Below are 17,242 nucleotides of genomic sequence, written 5' to 3'. Positions count from 1 at the left end.
GGATCAGGGCTCCGAAGAAAGTTCGACCAGCGCGTCGGCCAGGCCGCTGTGGCGACGCGTGCGCCGCCCGATGGCGGCCATGAAAACGTCGGCACGCGCGGCCACCAGGCTGAAGGCCTGGCGAGCGCGCGTGATGCCGGTATACACCAGCTCACGCGTGATGGTGCCACGGGCATCGTCGGACAGGGCCAGCACGGCGTGGCCGAACTCCGAGCCCTGGGATTTGTGCACGGTCATGGCGAAGGAGGTTTCGACGTCGGCCAGGCGCCCCGCGGGCACAGAGCGCAGCTGATGGCCGTCCTTGAAGAACACCCGCAGCGAGGAGGGCCGTCCGGGCGTGCTGGCGGGCCAGCGCAACACCACGCCCACATCGCCGTTGTAGACCCCCAGGGCCGCGTCGTTGCGCATGATCATGACGGGCCGGCCCTCGTACCACTCACTGCCCTTGCGCAGCAGCCCTGTGCGGACCAGGGCCTCTTCGATGGCCTGGTTGAGGCCCTTGACGCCCCAGGGGCCTTCCCGCACAGCGCACAGCACGCGGAACTGGTCGAAGGCATCGAGCACACCGGCGGCCCACCTGTGCAAGGCATCAAGGTCATCTCCTGGCGGGCGCGTGGCGAGCTGGCGCAGATAGCCACGGTAGCCGTCGGCCGCGCCAGGGCCCCCTGGTGGCGCGGGGCTTGTTGGAACCGCCAGGGCCACGACATCGGCAGGGTCTGCGGGCATGCGGTGCAGCAACGGCACGACGCCATCGTCGCCTGGCCTTGCAGCCTTCAATATGGCCAAGGCCTGGGCGGTGTCGCCGACATTCACCGCCAGCGCCAACTGCCCGATGGGGCCGCCGAAGCGCCGGCTCTGGCGCAGCATCACGGTCTGGCGGGCCAGCGCCAGAGGTGCGGCGGTGAACGGCGGCTGAGGGCCCGTGGGCTGGGGGGCAGACTCCTGCGCTGGATCATCCATGGAGCTATCGAACAGGTCGCCCTGCGCCAGCGATGACCGCGCAGGTGAAGCCTTCTTGCGGGCGGGCGCGGCCGGCGCGGTCGTGGGTGTGCTGGATCCCGCAGGCAGCGGCGCAGCGTCTTGCTCGGCCCCGCGCATGAACGCGGCGGGCAGGCGCTGCCCCGTCAGCCGCTCGACATAGGCGGCCGTGCCCTCGTCATAACCGCCCTGCTCGGCCCCGCGACACAAATCGCCCAGCACAGCCCCGGCTTCCACCGAGGCCAGTTGGTCCTTGTCGCCCAGCAGGACCAGGCGGGTGCCCGCCGGCAAGGCATCAAGCAAGGCAGCCATCATCTCCAGGTGCACCATGGAGGCCTCGTCCACGATCAGCACGTCCACCTCGAGCGGGTACGCCGCGCTGTGCCGCAAGCGCCGTGTGCCCGCCTGCACACCCAGCAGGGCATGCAGGGTGCGGGCCGGGCCGATGTGCTCGGCCAGGTCGGGGCCGAGGGTGGCCAGCGCCTGCTCGATGGACTGGCGCAGCCGTGCAGCGGCCTTGCCCGTGGGGGCTGCCAGCGTGATGTGGAGCGGCTGCCCCGCCGGGGCCAGGCGCAGCAGCAGGGCCAGCAGACGGGCCACGGTGTAGGTCTTGCCGGTGCCAGGCCCCCCGGTGATGATGGACAGCCCTGCACGCAGGGCGATCGCGCAGGCGACGCGCTGCCAATCGGGGCCACCGGCCGCCGCCGCGCCATTCGCTGGACCGAACAGCTCGGCCAGGATCTGGCTCGCAGCGGGCTCGTCCACCGGCATGGTGTTCGCCACGCGGGCCGAGACCTGGGCGGCCACGGCCTGCTCCTGGCGCCAGTAACGCCGCAGGTACAGGCGGTGGCCATGCAGCACCAGGGGCTGGTGGCCCTCGGCCGAGCCCAGGGCGTCCACCACCGGGCTGGCGCGCAAGGCCGCCTGCCAAGCCGCCAGACGCGTGGCGGAGGGCGCACCACTCAGCGCCGTCCAGGCCTGCAGGGCATCGGCCGGCCAGGCCAGAAGCGCAGCGGGGCGCTCGGCCAGTTCGTCCAGCGCCAGGCACGTGTGCCCCCGCCCTTCCAGATGCGACAGCAAGGCGGCCAGCAGGGTCACCGTGGCATCCGCCGCGCCGCTGGCCGAGGTGCTGCCTGCGTGCAGAAGGGCCGCATCGCCCTGCCCTGCATGGCCGCCCGGCGCATCCGCGGCCAGGGTGCCGATGAAGCGTGCGAAGGCCACGTCCAGCGGCCGGACCCAGTCCTGTTCGCGCCAGGCCATCAGTTCACGCACGACATCGTCCCAGGCCAAGGCACTCATCGCGGCACCTCCTGAACTTCGGGCGCATCGCCCTGCAAGGCCTGCTCCAGCCCGGTCAGCAACTCCGGCAAGGCCGGCAGCACGCAGCAGCCGCGCTCGGGGCCCGCCACACCGCGCAGGAACAGGAAGACAGCGCCGCCCAGGTGCCGGGCCGGATCGTAGGCCGCGCCCAGGCGACTGAGCAGCAGGCGGTGCAAGGCCAGCTGGTAGAGCGCACCTTGCACGTCGTAGCGATGGCGCAGCATGGCGGCGCTCAAGGCCTCGGCGTGGTAATCGGCGTCTCGCGTGCCCAGGGTGGTCGATTTGTAGTCCATCACCCAGTAGCGGCCCTCATGCTCGAACACCAGGTCGGCAAAACCCATCAGCATGCCCTGCAGGATGCGCTCAGGCAAAGGCGGCCTGGGCTGGCCTGGCCACAGATGGGCCTGGCACAGGGCATCCACATGGGCCACGGACAGCCTCTGGCTGGGCAGCCAGAACTCCATCTCGGGCACCGTGCCCCGCAGGCCCTGCAAGGCCACGCCCAGGGGCGGCAGCGCCACGGTGGACACGGTCTGCAGCCAGTGCTGCACATCGTCGGCCAGGTGGGCCCACCCCTGGCGTTCGCAGCGGCGCTGGAGGGCCTGGTCCAGCCCGTTGGCCGCGCCCAGGGCGAAGCCCTCGCCCGCCAGCCACTCCATCTGCTCGTGCAGGAAATTGCCCGGCAAGGCGCCGCGCGGGAAGCGGTGCCAGGGCTGATCGGCCAAGGCCGGTGCGCCCTCCTGCGGCAGATCGTCATGCCCGTCGGTGGCGAGCACGGCATCCTGCCGCGCAGACACCACCAGCCAGGCGGGGCCGTGTGCCGCAGCCGGCATGTCGCGCACCATGCTGGAAAAGCTGCCGATGGCCCAGTCGCGCTCGAACACCGCGTTGTAGGCTGGGGCGGGCGGCAGCTCAGCCGCCACAGGCCCGCCGGGCAAGCGTGTGAGGGCTGCGTCACCATCCAGGGTGTCCAGCCGCACGCTGCCATCGTCGGCCAGCCACGATGACAGCAAGGGGGCCAGTGCGTCGGCAGAGAGCTGCTGCGGTGCGCCGAGCAGGTAACCCAGCGCGCTGTGCGGCAGCACCAGGGTCTTGGCGTTGCCCTGCCGCACCGCGCTCACACCCAGCCACAGCGCATGGCGTGGCCGCGTCAGGGCCACGTACATCAGGCGCAGATCCTCACGCAGACGCTCCAGGTCGGCGGCCGCGATGTCGTCGTCCGAGGCGCTCAGGGCGATGCGGCGCTGCCCCGCATCATCCACCAGGTCGAACACCGCGCTCTTGCGGTCCACCGGGCGTGCGCTGCCCGCAAAGGGCATGAGCACCACCGGGTACTCCAGCCCCTTGGACTTGTGCACCGTGACCACCTGCACCAGGTCTGCATCGCTTTCAAGACGCACGATGCGCTCATCGCCTTCGCCGTGGTCACCCACGCGCTGCGCCAGCCAGCGGATCAAGCCCTGCTCGCCTTGCGCCTGCGTGCTGGCGGCCTGTAGCAACTCGGCCAGGTGCAGCACATTGGTGATGCGGCGCTCGCCCTCTGGCTGAGCGAGCCAGCGTGAGGCCAGGCCCAGCAGGTGGATGGTCTGCCGCAGCATGGCCAGCACACCCTGGCGCTGCCAGGTCAGTTGCAGGCGTCGGAGTTCGATCAGCCGTTCGTCCCACAGCTCGTCGTCGTGCGATTGGGCCAGCAACTCGGCCAGGTCCATGCCCAGGGTGCCGCTGGCGTAGGCGCTGCGCGCCAGGCGCAGATCGCGCGGCGCGGCGACCGCGCGCAGCCAGGCCAGCAGGTCGCGTGCTTCGGGGCTGTCGAACACCGAGTCCTTGTCCGACAGGTAGACCGAGGCCACGCCACGGCGGCTCAGCGCACGTCGAACGGTGTCGGCCTCGGTGCCGCTGCGCACCAGCACGGCGATGTCGGCTGGGCGCACACGGCGCAGCAAGGTGCCGGCTTCTTCAGGGCCGTAGAGCCCTGCCTGCGCATCGGACAGCAAGTGCACGATGAACTCAGCCGCATGGCCTGCCATGCGCGTGTGGGCCGCGTCCTTGGACGAGGGCTCTGCATCGAGCACCAGCCTGAGCGCGGGCAGCATGCCCTCGCCGGTTCGAAGCACCTCGGCGCGACCCTGCGCGGCCACGGGCTCGAAAGGCAGCAAGGAATGACCGCCTGGCTGGCCGAAGGCGAAGGCGCCCTGCGGGCGCTGTGCCTGGGCCTGCTCGAACACGCGGTTGACGGCGGCCACCAGCGGCCGGGTCGAGCGGTGGTTGGTACCGAGCACCGCGTGCCGCCCGGCCGTGGCCCGGCGGGCCTGCAGGTAGCTGTAGATGTCGGCGCCGCGGAACCGGTAGATCGACTGCTTGGGGTCGCCGATCAGGAACAGCGCGCGCGATGGGTCGTTGTCGGCCACGCGGTACAGCAGGTCGAACAGGCGGTACTGCAGGGGCGAGGTGTCCTGGAACTCGTCGATCAATGCGGCGGGGTACTGGTCGATGATGCGCTGGCGCAGGCGCTCGCCATGCGGGCCCTGCAGTGCCGCGGTCAGGCGCTGCAGCATGTCGGCAAAGCCGTAGACACCGGCCTGGCGCTTGAGTTCGTGCAGGCGGGCATGCACCCAGCGGGCCGCATGCCAGCGCAGGGGAGTGGCCGGATCGGGCAGGCGGCCCAGGGCGGTGAGCAGTTCGGCAAAGCGCTCGAAATGGTCGGGCCAGGCGTCGATCTCGGCCTTGCCGCTGAGAGCCTCTTCCAGGCCCGCTTGCGTCAGGCGCCAGCGCGCGCTGTCGGGCAGCGACAAGGCCGACGCGGCCTCGTCGTTGGCCCAAGCCGCCAATTGGTCAAGCCATGGCAGGTAGTAGCCCGGACGCAAGCGCGTGCCATTGAACGGGCTGGGCTTGCGGGCGCAGTGCTCGTCCAGCCATTGGCGCATTGCGGTCACGCGTTCACCCCAACCGGTCTTGAGCTCGGCCAGCGCAGCGCGCAGCGCGGCGTGGGTCTGGCCGATGAGCTCGCCCAGGGCGGCCTCATCGTCAGGGGCTGGCACGGCGTCCAGGCGGGGCAGCAAGGCCTTCACATCCTGGTCCAGCGCCGCCACATTGGGCCACACCTGCAAGGCCAGCGACAAGGTGCCCGCGTCCAGCGGGTACAGGGCTTCGCGCCAGTAATCGCGCACGGCCTGCTCGCGCAAGGCCTGCTCGTCGGGCAGCAGCGTCTCATCGAAGAGCTGGCCGCTGTCGAAGGCGTGTTCGCGCAGCATGCGCTGGCACCAGGCATCGATGGTGTGGATGGAGGCCTCGTCCATCGCGTCGGCGGCCTGGGCCAGGCGCCAGGCCGCACGCGACCGCACCGGGCCTTCTTCGTGGCTGTCGAGCAGGCCGGCCAGCAGCGCATCGCCTGCAGGCACCGGTACCTCGCCACGGAAGCAGCGCGCGGCCTGCATCAGGCGCTGGCGGATGCGGTCGGACAGCTCGCGCGTGGCGGCCCGCGTGAAGGTCATCACCAGCACCTCGGCCGGCAGCAAGGGACGCGGGGGCGCGGTGGCCTCATCGCCATGGCCGAGCACCAGCCGCAGGTAGAGGGCGGCGATGGTCCAGGTCTTGCCCGTGCCGGCGCTGGCCTCGATCAGGCGGCTACCGCGCAACGGCAAGCGCAGCGGGTCGAGTGCTTCGCTCATGGCGCGGCCTCCGCGCCGATGCTGACACGATCGGCACCGGCATCCCGGTCCAGAGGCACGGCGGTGACACTGCTTTCCAGCCACAGCTTCAGCGGGCCGTAGAGCCGCTCGGCGAGGTCGGGCATCCGGCCATCGGCCGTCAGGGCTGCGAAATCGGGGTACAGGCGCGCCAGGTAGACGTCTTCACCTTCGCCGTACCCTCGCTCGGAAGGGTTGTAGCGGCCGGGCGCGCTCTCAGGCTTGTCCAGCCAGGCCAGTGCGGTCAGGCAGGCCACGGGCAGCGGGGCTTGCAGGGCCTCATCCCAGGCCTGGAGCAGGTCGGCCAGCACCGCGCGGGCATGCTCCGGATCTACCGCGCGCGCCTGCACGACCAGGTCACGCCCGAGCACCAGGGTGTCGACCGGGTGTCCGCAGGCAGAGGCCAGCAGCGACCACACCCAGGCGTCCAGCAGCTTGTCGGGCCGCAGGGCGGCCTTGGGGCCGCTGGCCAGGCGGGACAGCGGCAGGCTGACACGCCAGGGGCATGTGCTCCCCGTCCGCCGCTCCACGCTGGAGGGTTCGCGCAGCCCGTCCAGCCAATCGTGCACAGCCAGGCCGTTGTGCTCGAAGCGCAGGACATGCCGCTGGTCCAGCGGCGGGTGCGCGTCCTGCCAGGGTTGCCAGTGGTCGAGCACGGGCAGGCTATCGGCCTCCAGGGCCTCGCGGTGCATCTCGCCCAGTGCGCCCAGGGGCAGCAGGCCGGCCCGCTGCAGTCGCTGGGAGGCATGCCGCGCGGCCTGTGCCGCATCGGCGCCCGCCGCCCCGGCATCCATTGCCTCGGCCAGGCAGTCGCTCAAGGCCTGGTGCCAGTCCAGGCCGGACATCGCCATGGGTTCGTCGTCCTCCAGGGCTTCCGGCTGGTCGCGCGGATCGTCCAGCACCACCTGCAGACGGCGCTGGAAGAACACCTTCACCGGGTTGCGCAGCAAGGCCACCAGGTCGCGGGCCCGCAGCACCTTGGCGGCGGCCATGTCCTGCTCGGTGTCGTCAGCCTGGGCAGGTGGCGGCAGGCTGGCGTCCCGGCTCTCGTGGGCGGCCTGCCACTCCCGGGCATAAGTGAAGAGCGCGGGAATGCCTTCGAAGTAGCGACGGCTGAAAGGCTGCAGAGGGTGCTCGGTGGTGCGCTGGCCGAGCACCTGATCGCCCCAGCCCGCCGCCAGGTAATCACGCAGCTGGGACACCAGCACGGAGGGCGGCTGCTCGCTGTTGTCGCGCACGCTGCGGCCGGTCCAGCTGATGTAGAGCACGCGCCGAGCCGACAGCACGGCCTCGAGCATGAGGTAGCGGTCGTCGTCGCGGCGGGCGCGGTCGCCGGGCCGGCGCTGGCCGGGCTGGGCCATGAGGTCGAAATCGTTGCGGGCCGACTGGCGTGGGTAGTCGCCCTCGTTCATGCCGAGCAGGCAGACCACCTCGAAGGGCACGGCACGCATCGGCATCAGGGTGCAGAAGGTCACGCCCCCGGCCATGAAGCGCTTGTTGAGCGCGGTCTCGTCCACGCCCGACAACCAGGCCTCGCGGGCGGCGGCCAGAGGCAGCTCGCCCTCGAAGCCGGCATCGCCGCTGGCCTCCAGCCATTGGCCCAGGGCATCGTCCAACTCGGCCAGGCTCAGGCGGTCATGCTCATCGGCGGCCTCGAACAGGTCGGCGAGCAGCGCGCGGATGTGCGCAGCCCAATCGGCCGTCGTGGCAGGCCGGCCCAGCACGGCGGACCAGTGCGACAGGCGATCCACCAGTTCGGCCAGGCGGCCGGCCAGCGCGGCCTCCAGGCCGGCCACCTCGCCATAGGGCTCGATGCCCGCGAAATCGGCGCCGTCACCACTGGCGTAACCCAGCAACATGCGGCGCAGGCCGAACAGCCAGGTGTTCTGCTCGCCGCAGGTCTCCAGGCCCAGGCCGGCACGCTGGCCGGCGCTCAGGCCCCAACGCACGTTGGCGCCGGCCAGCCACTCGGTCAGGCGCGGCAGATCGTCTTCGGCCAGGCCCAGGCGGCGGCGCACGGCAGGCACGTCCAGCAGGTCACGCACCTCGGCCAGCGTGCAGCGCTGCTGGGGCAGGCGCATCAGCCAGTCCACGGCCACCAGCAGGGGGTTGTGCTCACGCTGGCGCTGGTCGGCGATCTCGAAGGGGATGTGGCGCGCATCGTGGCGCGGGTACTGGCCGAACACGGCCTGGATGGCCGAGGCCATGGTGTCGACCTCGGGCACCATCACGACCACATCACGCGGGCTGAGGGGCGTGCCCCCGGGCGGATGGGCAAACAGGGCCAGCAACTGGTCGTGCAGCACCTCGAGCTCGCGCTGCGCGCTGTGCGCCACCTGGAAGACGATGGATCGGTCATCGGCCCAGGCTTCGGGGCTTGATTCACCCAACGCCCGCGGATGCTCGCCCAGCGGGCTCATGTCACGGATGCGGGCCTGCACCTGGTCCAGCAGCGGCGTCCCCTCGGATTCATCGAACAGGTCGATGCGGGGGATGGCAAAGCGCTCCTGGGCCAGCCGGGCATCGTCGAACATGTCGAGCTGGCGGATGAAATCGCGCCCCTGCCTGCCCCAGGCGGCCAGCAGCGGGTGGGCATGGCCGTGCAGTTCGTCCAGCGGCAGAAGATCGAGCGCACGCCCCTCGCGCAGAGGTTGCCGGCGCCGCTGGGTGAACAGCAGCTCGCGGCCATCCATGATGTCGGCCCAGTGGAAGCGGCAGGGGTTGGGCACGGCCAGGATCACCTGGGCATGGGCGGACAGGGCCACCAGGGCCTCCAGCGTCTGCGATGGCAGGTGCGCCATGCCGAAGACCACCACGCGGCGGGGCACGGTGCCGGCCAGTTGCCCTGGCGCGGCGGATTCCAGGGCCCGCACGAAACGGCGGTGGATGCGGTCGCGGGACAGGTCCTGCTCGTCATCGCGCAACTGGGCGAGCACATAGCGCCACAGCGCGGGCTGCCAGCGCTGGTCGCCGGGCACAGGCGCCGCGGGCGTCGATGTCAATGCGGTGGGGCGGGCCAGTTGATCCTGCCCTTGGGCCCAGGCTTCCAGCCAGTCGGAGCGGTAGACCTGGTACTGGTCGTACAGATCGGCCAGGCGCTGGGCCAGTTGCCACCGACGCGCCACGTCATCGCCGTTCAGGAACTCGGCCAGAGGCTCGAAGCCCGGTTCGTCCAGGCGCTCGGGCAGCTCCCGCATCAGGCGCCAGGCCAGCGTGTCCTTGTCCAGAGGCGAGCGCCGCGGCACCGTGACGCGCCCCAGCACCTGGCGGTACACACGCCACAGAAAGCGTGAGGGCAGCTCCACGCGCGTGACCGCGCACACACCCCGCGTCGAGGCCAGGGCCATCTTCAGCCACTCGGCCACGCCGTTGCTCTGCACCAGCACGATCTCTTCTTCCAGCGGGTGCAGCGGCTGCCGTGCCGCCCAGTCGAACACCGCATCGCGCAGCAGTTCGAGCCGGTTGCCGTGCAGCACCAGCAGCCCGGGGACGATGTCGTGCTCCATGGCGCTCAGTCCCAACGCAGCCACCACAGCAGATCGACCGCGTTGTCGTCACCGGACTGCGCCCGCACGGTGAAGCGCTGCCCCAGCCGGTAGATCAGCTGCCAGGTGCCTTCGGTGGTGGTGATGCTGCGTTCATAGCCCACGTACCACTTGTCGGATATCTGCTTGCCCAGGGTGACGATGGTCTCGCGCACGGCGCCATCGCTCTGCCGCACGGACAGCTCGTCCAGTCCGATGGCCGAGATCACGTTGTCGGTGGGCGAGCCGCCCTCGCCGGCCAGCAGCGCCGCGGCCGCGGTCTGCAGCAGGCCGAGGTCTGCGCCGCCCAGGCCGCTGGGGCCTCGTCCCAGGACCAGCCATGAGAGTTTCTCGGTCTCGGACATGGAGGGTTCGGAGTACAGGCGAACGCGCGGCTCCTGCGCCGTGCCGGTGATCAGCACCCCCACCTTCACATCGCTGGCCGAGGCCGTGGGCGATTGCGGGCGCATGGCCTGGATGTCCAGGCGCGGGTTGTCGACAGGGCCGGTGAACGAGATCGAACCTCGCTCGATCACCAGCTTCTGCCCATAGGCCGCGTACGTGCCATCGGCGGTGGAGATGGTGCCGGTGATGTAGGGACGGCCATTGGGCGTGCTCACCTTGAGGGCACCACGCAGGTGGGTGTCGATGCCACGGCCACGCAGGCGCAGCTTGGAGCCCAGGTCGACGGACAGCGCCACCTGCATCTTGCGTTTGGGCGCGGCGGCGGCCGCCGCAGCCGCGGCCGCATCCTCGGCATCGGACACCCCTGGCCGGTTGATGACGTTGACGTCGTCGCCAATGGTGGGCGCCTCGGATTGGGAGATGTCCACCAGGCCTTCGTCCACGCGGGCCTGCCCCTGGGCAGACAGCGTGTCCTGCGTCAGGCCCAGCTGCAGATCGCCGGACACCACCACGCGCCTGTCGACGCGCTGCAGCAGCGCGAAGCGCTCGATCTGAAGCTGCAGATTGGCCGTGGGCTCTGCGCCCAGCACCGCGTCGCCGCTCAGGCGCAGGCTGCCGCCCTTGGCCTCGCCATCGCGCGCGGTCAGGCTTTCAAGCCGGGCATGGTCTCCCTTGAGGCGCAAATCCAGCGTGCCATCGGCCAGGTTGACACCGAGCAGGCTCTGGGTGGCCCCAAGCTCCTGGCCCTGTACGCGGCCCTCGTACTGCGGCGCCCCCAGGGTGCCGGACAACTGCGCCTGCGCACTGAGCTTGCCCGACAGGCGCCAACCCGGCGGCGCCCACACGCCCATGGCCCGCAGGTTGGCCACCTGGGCCGAGATCTGGCCACTGATGGGATCGTCCGCGCCGGGCAGGGCCGTTGGATCGCGGACCTGGATCACCTGCCGGCCATCGATGCTGCCCGACACGCGCGCTTCCATCTGCTGCGTGAAGGTCCACACGCCGTCGCGTGCCTGGGCCGCCAGCTTCATCTGGCGCACGCCCAGACGCTGCGCCGTCGTGCCTTCGATGTCCTGCTCGGTCAGGCTCAGATCGCCTTGCTGGCGAGCCAGTTCCGCATCCACCAGCCAGGGCTGGCCCGGCTGGTGCGAGGCCTTGACACGCCCTGCCAGCAGCAGGTCACCGCCCCAGCCGGCGTGCGGCTGCAGGCGCGCCAGCACTTCGGCCAGTTTCAGGGGTTCCAGCTCGATCAGCACATCGCTGCGGCCCTGCTCCTCGCCCCGTTGATCCCACACCAGTTCGCGCATGGCCAGCAGCGCCCCGAACAGGTCGATGCGCGTGGGGGTGGCCGTCAGGCGCTGGCCCTTGCGGTCGCGGCGCCAATCGATGTCGAAGGGTTGCGCCTCCACCCATGGGCGGGCACCGTCCGGGGCCAGCGGCTGCACCTTGAAGCCCTGCACGCGGGAATGCCAGGCACGGTCGCTGTCGGCCAGCAGGTTGCCACGCCAGCTCGACTGGCCGCTGGCCTGGGCGAGGGCCGACTCACGGACGGATTCGCCGCCATCGGTCTTGCGTTCGGGCAGGTCGATGCGGCCCTGCCATGACCACCGGTGCTGCGAGGCCATGCCCTCCACCAGCGCCTTGAACTGCTGCGCGCCCCACTGTCCCCAGCGGGCCTGCGCCAAGCGGGCATCCAGGCGCCAGGGCTTGGCCGTGGCAGGCGCCTCGCCCAGACCCAAGGTCCAGTTCGCGTGGGCATCGTCCAGCAAGGCTTGTCCACCCTGGGGAAGATCGGCCTGAATGCCCGTGGCGTTCAGATCGCCCGTGGTGGACCACCGCCCAGGGCCGGGGCTTTCCACCGTGACATCGGCATGGGCCTGCCCTTTCAAGCCGCGCCACCCCATGGGCTGCACCCAGCCTTGCAGGCCAGCCAGCGCCGGCGCCTTGATCGTGGCCTGCACACGGGCCCCCGTGGACTGCGGTGGCTGGCCATCCAGCCCCACGCCGCCGGGCCAGCGCAGCTCGGCCTGGGCCTCGTTGCCGGCGGCCTTGAGCCTGGCCTGAGCCGCGAGCAGTGTTCCTTTGCCGGACGCCGTCTGCTCGGCCTTCACATCCCCGGACACCGGCACGCCCAGCAATTGGCTGTCGGCCAGTTGCAGACGGCCCTGCCCTTGCAGGTCCGCCCATCGTCCGGGCATGTTCAGCGCCAACTGGCCCTGCCCGTTCAGCCGGGTGCGCTGCACCGCATCGCCAGCGGGCCGTGGCCATGGCAGCCAAACAGCAGGGTCAAAATTCTTGATCTGAAGATCGGCCTTGGCCTTCCATGGCTCGGCATCGGCCGGGGGGGCCTGCGGCGTGCCCGAGACGGCGGCAGAAGCGGCACCGGACAAGGCGCCAGATGCCGGTGCAGCGGGCGTGGGCGTGGGCGTGGGCGTGGGCGTGGGCGTGGGCGATCCCATCGCCTGCCATTGGCCGCGCACTTGGGCCCGGGCCTCACCCGCGCTGAGCGACAACTCGGCCAGGTCGAACTGACCAGGCTGCCAGCGCCCATCCAGCACGGCCTGCACCGCTTCACGCAGCACCTGCCCCTGCCGCCCGCCCGCATCGCGGCCGTCCACCTTCGCCTGCACCTGCCAGCTGTTGTCGGCCTGGCCCTGCACCCGTGCTTCGCCCTTGAGCAGCAGGGCCGGCGCCTGGCCGTGCAGCACCTGGGTATCCACACCTTGCAGCGTGAGCAACAGCGCGGTCTGCCGGCGCTGCTCGAGATCCCAGCGCCCCTGCAAGGCCAGCGTCCCCGCGGCCCGACCGGCCTGGGAAGGCAGGCTGACCCGGGCATCGACCTGGCCCTTGAGGCCCAAAGATCCCAGGTGGGCCGTGTCTGCCTGCGCAGGCAGGGTGGCATTAGCCCGGACCGACACCACCGGCACGGCGCCCGCGTCCCACGGCCCGGGCCGCTCGTTGGCCATGTCCACGGTCACCAGCAGATCGGACGCGGTGGCCGCAGCCTGGTCCTTGGCAGCCACACGCGATCCCGGCGATCCGGCCTGCAGATCGCGCGGCACCACATCCAGCCGCCCGCTCAGGCTGGTCATAGGCAGGCTTGACCACAGACGCTGCAGATCGAAGCGTTGGAGCCGGACATCGGCGCGCGGCAAGGGCCACGGCGCGAACGGTGCGACATCGGCTTCGGCCGACAGGGTCTGCGGTGAGCGGTCCACCGGTGCAGTGGGTTTCGGCGATGAGGCAACCGCGGCCTTGGCACCTGCCCCAGCCACGGCCGGCGGTGCCTGCTGCGCCACCGACACCTGTGCAGACACCTTGAGCCTGGCCAGCGGGCCACGCATGGTCAGGCGGGCCTGGCCCGCCGGCGCGCTCTGCGATGTGGCCGTGAGCGAGGCATCCAGGGTCATGTCACGCCGCGTGAGCATGCGGGCCCGGCCATCGAGCGACCAGTTCTGCCACCGCAGGGAATCGACCACCACCTCGTGCGAGGCGCCGGGCTTGCCCGCCTGCTGCAAGGCCAGCCGGCCGGCGATGTCGGTCAGTGGCTGAGGCCCCAGCACATTGCTCTGGAACCGGCCGACGGTCAGCGCGTCGATGCGCACCCCGAAAGGCAGGTCCATCGCCGTGGGAGGCGCGCTGGGCCCCTGCGACGGTGCGGAGAACCATTGCAGGTCGGCGCTCAGCGCCTGCAGCCGGTCGATCTTCAACTGCACGCCCCAGGGCGCCCCAGCAGACCGCTCCCAGCGCAGGCCGCGCCACTGCGGCTCCATCAAGGTCAGGCGAGAGCCACGCGGCAAGCTGAGCTCGACCCGCCGGGCCCTGAAATCGCCCCAGATCGTGCCCTTGGGCTCCACCACCTTCAGGCCCGGCACCCAGGCCAGCGCCCTTGCCGTGCCGGTCTCGCTGCGCAGCGCCAGCCAGGCCCCGCCCACGCCAGCGCCCACCACCACGACGGCGATCAGCACCAGGGCGACCAGGGTCACCTTGATCCATCGGGCCACGCGGGACATCGTCGGGCTTGCCGTCACAGCGTGATCCCCACACTGAAGTGAATGCGGTACTGCTTCACCTCCTGCCCATAGGCCAGGTCCAGCCGCAAGGGGCCCACTGGGCTGCGCCAGCGCACGCCCACGCCATAGCCCAGCTTCGGGTCCAGATCGGCCCAGCGGTCCGCGGCATCGCCCGCATCCACGAACACAGCGCCCCACAGGCTGGGAAAGCGTTGCGATATCGGCCGGGCCAGCTCCGCACTTCCCGTGAACATGGTGCGCGCACCGACCGTGACGCCGTTCTTCTGCACCCCCAGGGAGCGGTAACCATAGCCGCGCACGGACTCATCACCCCCGGCACGGAACAGCAGCGTGTCCGGCACGCTCACGTCATCAGCGGCGAACACATGCCCCCCTTCCCCACGCACCATCGCATACCACTGCGCCGGCAACGGCCGGTACCAGGTCAGGCGCCCATAGGCCCGCCCGAACCACCCGGCCTCGTCCATGGTGGAGAAGGTATGGCCGACGCTGCCCTGCACATTGGCGGTGAAGCCCCTGGTGGGCAGGATCTGGCTGTCCACGTCGCGCCAGACCAGTTGCTGGTTGACCGACAGCGCGGAGGCGTCCGACACATCCACCCCCTCGGAAGAGGTGACCTTGGCCCTCAGGAACTCTGCATAGGTCGTGCGCTCCAGGCGATCGCCTTCGTCCATCTGTCCACCACGCACGCGGTAGCTCAGGGTGCGCGCATCGTCGGTGTCCAGAAGCCGCGAAGCCTGCAGCGCCGCCAGCCAGCGCTTGCGCCCTTCGGTGGGGTGCGAGGTCAGGTCGGTTTGCAGCACGGACTCTTCACGGCCGAGCTGCACCTTGGATTTGGCCTGCCATGGCTGGCCCCACAACAGACGGTGCAGGTGCTCCACCGACACGCGCGGGCCGGTGTCGCTGCTCGCGCCGATGCCGAAGGTGGCCTGCTGCAAAGGCAGTTCACGCACCTGCACGGTGAGGGGCGCGTCCTTGGCCTGCGCGGGATCGTCGGCCAACGTCACGAACACGCTCTCGAACAGGTTGAGCTTCTGCAGGCGCTCCTGGAAGTCGAGCACCTGTGCCTCGCGGTACGGATCACCCTGCCTGAAACCGGCCGAGTTGCGGATCGCCGATTCGGGCTGGCGCTTGAGCCCCTCGATTTTCAGGGGTCCATAGAAAAAGCGCGGGCCGCTGTCGGCGACCACGAACAGCTTGGCGGTGTGCGCCTCGGCATCCACCGTGGCCGCGGTACCGGACCAGACCGCCGCGGCATAGCCCTCTGCGCGCAAGGTGGCCAGCGTGCCGTTCTTGGCCGATGACCACGCCGATTGCAGGAAGGGCTTGCCCGGCGACAGCGCCCATTGCCTGTTGAGCCGCCGCACCAGCGACACCGCGTCGCGGTCGCCCTTCTCGTTCTGCACATCCAGCTCGCCTTCGAAGACCAGCTGAACCTGCTCCACGCGCGCCTTGGGGCCAGGCTGCACCTCGATCTTCACGACGACGGGCGAGCCCGCTGCCTCATCCGACATCGACACCTTGATATCCGAGGCGAAATAGCCTTCGGCCTCCAGCAGGCTGCGCGCCTGCTCCGGCGAGGCGGCCACCAGACGACGCAGTTCGCCGCGGGTGATGCCCACGCCGGTGCTGGCCGGTGGGTTGGGGATGGCAGCCGCCGACGCGGGTGAGTCCGCCTCGGGGCTCTCATCCCGGTCGTCGCCGTTCTGCTCCCCCTTCTGGTCGCCGCCCGCCTTGGCCGCTTTCTTGGCCGCTTCGGCCACCTGCGCCTGGTAGCGAGAGATGTCCAGGTAGCTGCGCAGGAGATCGTCCAGCGGCTTGGGCGCAACGATGCTCAATGTCCAGGCCAGCGGCGCGCGCCGCCGAGCCGTGGCCGGGCGCGTCGTCCCGTCAGCCGGGGGGGCGGTGGCGCTGGGGGCCGCGGATGCGGGCGGAGCCGCAGCAGCGGAAGCAGGCACGGCCGCCGGCGGGTTCTGCGCAGCCGCCGCCAGCGCCAGCAGGCCTGCTCCGCCGGTCCCGGCCATGCGCCAGGCGCGTCCAAACGCCTTCAGCATCCTGCTCCCGTGCCAGCGGCCCCGGGCCGCGCTCCCAAGGTGTCCGTCATCGTGTCACTTGCTCAGCAGGCGCATGGCCGATTCCAGCCCCTGCAGGCTCAGCGGGAACATGCGGTTGCCCACCAGCTGCTGCATGATGCCGACGCTCTGGCGGTACTGCCACACGCCAGCCGGCTCGGGGTTGATCCACGCGTGGTGAGGGAAGGCGTGCGTGAGACGCTGCACCCATTCAGCACCGGCCTCTTCGTTGTTGTACTCCACGCTGCCGCCGGGCTGCAGGATCTCGTAGGGGCTCATGGTCGCATCGCCCACGAAGATCAGCTTGTAGTCCTTGTTGTACTTGCGGATGATGTCCCAGGTGGGGATCTTCTCGGAGAAGCGGCGGTGGTTGTTCTTCCACATGAAGTCGTAGACGCAGTTGTGGAAGTAGTAGAAATCGAGGTGCTTGAACTCGGACTTGGCGGCCGAGAACATCTCCTCCACCCGGTGGATGTGGTCGTCCATGGTGCCGCCCACGTCCATCAGCAGCAGCACCTTCACGTTGTTGTGCCGCTCGGGCACCATCTTGATGTCCAGCATGCCGCCGGCCGCCGCCGTGGCGTGGATGGTGTCGTCCAGCGCGAGTTCTTCGGCCGCGCCCTGGCGCGCGAACTTGCGCAGGCGGCGCAGCGCCACCTTGATGCTGCGGGTGTTGAGCTCGACGCCGTCGTCGTAATCCTTGAACTCGCGCTTGTCCCAGACCTTGACGGCGCTGCGGTTGCGCGACTTGTCCTGCCCGATGCGGATACCCTGGGGGTTGTAGCCGTGCGCACCGAACGGCGAGGTGCCGCCGGTGCCGATCCACTTGTTGCCGCCTTCGTGCCGCTCCTTCTGCTCTTCGAGCAGTTCCTTGATGCGGTCCATCAGCTTGTCCCAGCCCATCGCCTCGATCGCAGCGCGCTCTTCGGCGCTCAATTCGCGCTCGAGTTGCTTGCGCAACCACTCCAAGGGTATCTCCTTGGTCAGGTCGACGGCGGCGATTTTCCCCCCGAAATAGGTGGAAAACGCGCGGTCAAATTTGTCAAAGTGAGTCTCGTTCTTGACCAACGACATGCGGGCAAGGTGGTAGAACTCCTCCATGGACGGGCCGATGAGCCCGGCCTTGATCGCCTCGAGCAGCCCCAGGTACTCTGGAATGGTCACTGGCAGCCGCGCGGAGCGCAAAGCGAAAAAGAAGTCGATGAGCATATGCAGTCCTGCGA

At 70.3% G+C, this 17,242-nt stretch carries 6 protein-coding genes; all 6 read right to left on the bottom strand.

Going from position 1 to position 17,242, the window contains the following annotated elements:
* Window positions 1-3 precede the first annotated feature (3 nt).
* The 6 genes from EIP75_RS24165 to EIP75_RS16790 are packed head-to-tail and all read right to left on the bottom strand — an operon-like array spanning window position 4 to window position 17,228.
* Complete coding sequence (locus EIP75_RS24165; protein ID WP_158622886.1) at window positions 4-2,277, bottom strand: AAA family ATPase; 2,274 nt, start codon at window positions 2,275-2,277, stop codon at window positions 4-6.
* Window positions 2,274-5,966, bottom strand: coding sequence for an exodeoxyribonuclease V subunit beta (gene recB, locus EIP75_RS16810; RefSeq protein WP_125244443.1), 3,693 nt, complete (start codon window positions 5,964-5,966; stop codon window positions 2,274-2,276). The genes EIP75_RS24165 and recB overlap by 4 nt, the downstream gene beginning before the upstream one ends.
* On the bottom strand, window positions 5,963-9,514 hold the full coding sequence (recC, locus tag EIP75_RS16805; RefSeq protein ID WP_338014936.1) for an exodeoxyribonuclease V subunit gamma: 3,552 nt from the start codon (window positions 9,512-9,514) through the stop codon (window positions 5,963-5,965). Before recC ends, recB begins: the two co-directional genes overlap by 4 nt.
* The gene (locus tag EIP75_RS16800) at window positions 9,496-13,926 is read right to left on the bottom strand and encodes a translocation/assembly module TamB domain-containing protein (protein WP_125244442.1); all 4,431 of its coding nucleotides are present in this window, start codon (window positions 13,924-13,926) and stop codon (window positions 9,496-9,498) included. Before EIP75_RS16800 ends, recC begins: the two co-directional genes overlap by 19 nt.
* A 14-nt stretch (window positions 13,927-13,940) precedes the next feature.
* Window positions 13,941-16,001, bottom strand: a complete 2,061-nt coding sequence (locus EIP75_RS16795) for an autotransporter assembly complex protein TamA (protein WP_125244441.1) — start codon at window positions 15,999-16,001, stop codon at window positions 13,941-13,943.
* 54 nt (window positions 16,002-16,055) lie between these two features.
* On the bottom strand, window positions 16,056-17,228 hold the full coding sequence (locus EIP75_RS16790; protein ID WP_125244440.1) for a vWA domain-containing protein: 1,173 nt from the start codon (window positions 17,226-17,228) through the stop codon (window positions 16,056-16,058).
* Window positions 17,229-17,242 lie beyond the last annotated feature (14 nt).

This window comes from Aquabacterium soli, assembly GCF_003933735.1.
Lineage (GTDB): Bacteria > Pseudomonadota > Gammaproteobacteria > Burkholderiales > Burkholderiaceae_C > Aquabacterium > Aquabacterium soli.
This window is presented reverse-complemented; position numbering and strand designations above follow the sequence as displayed.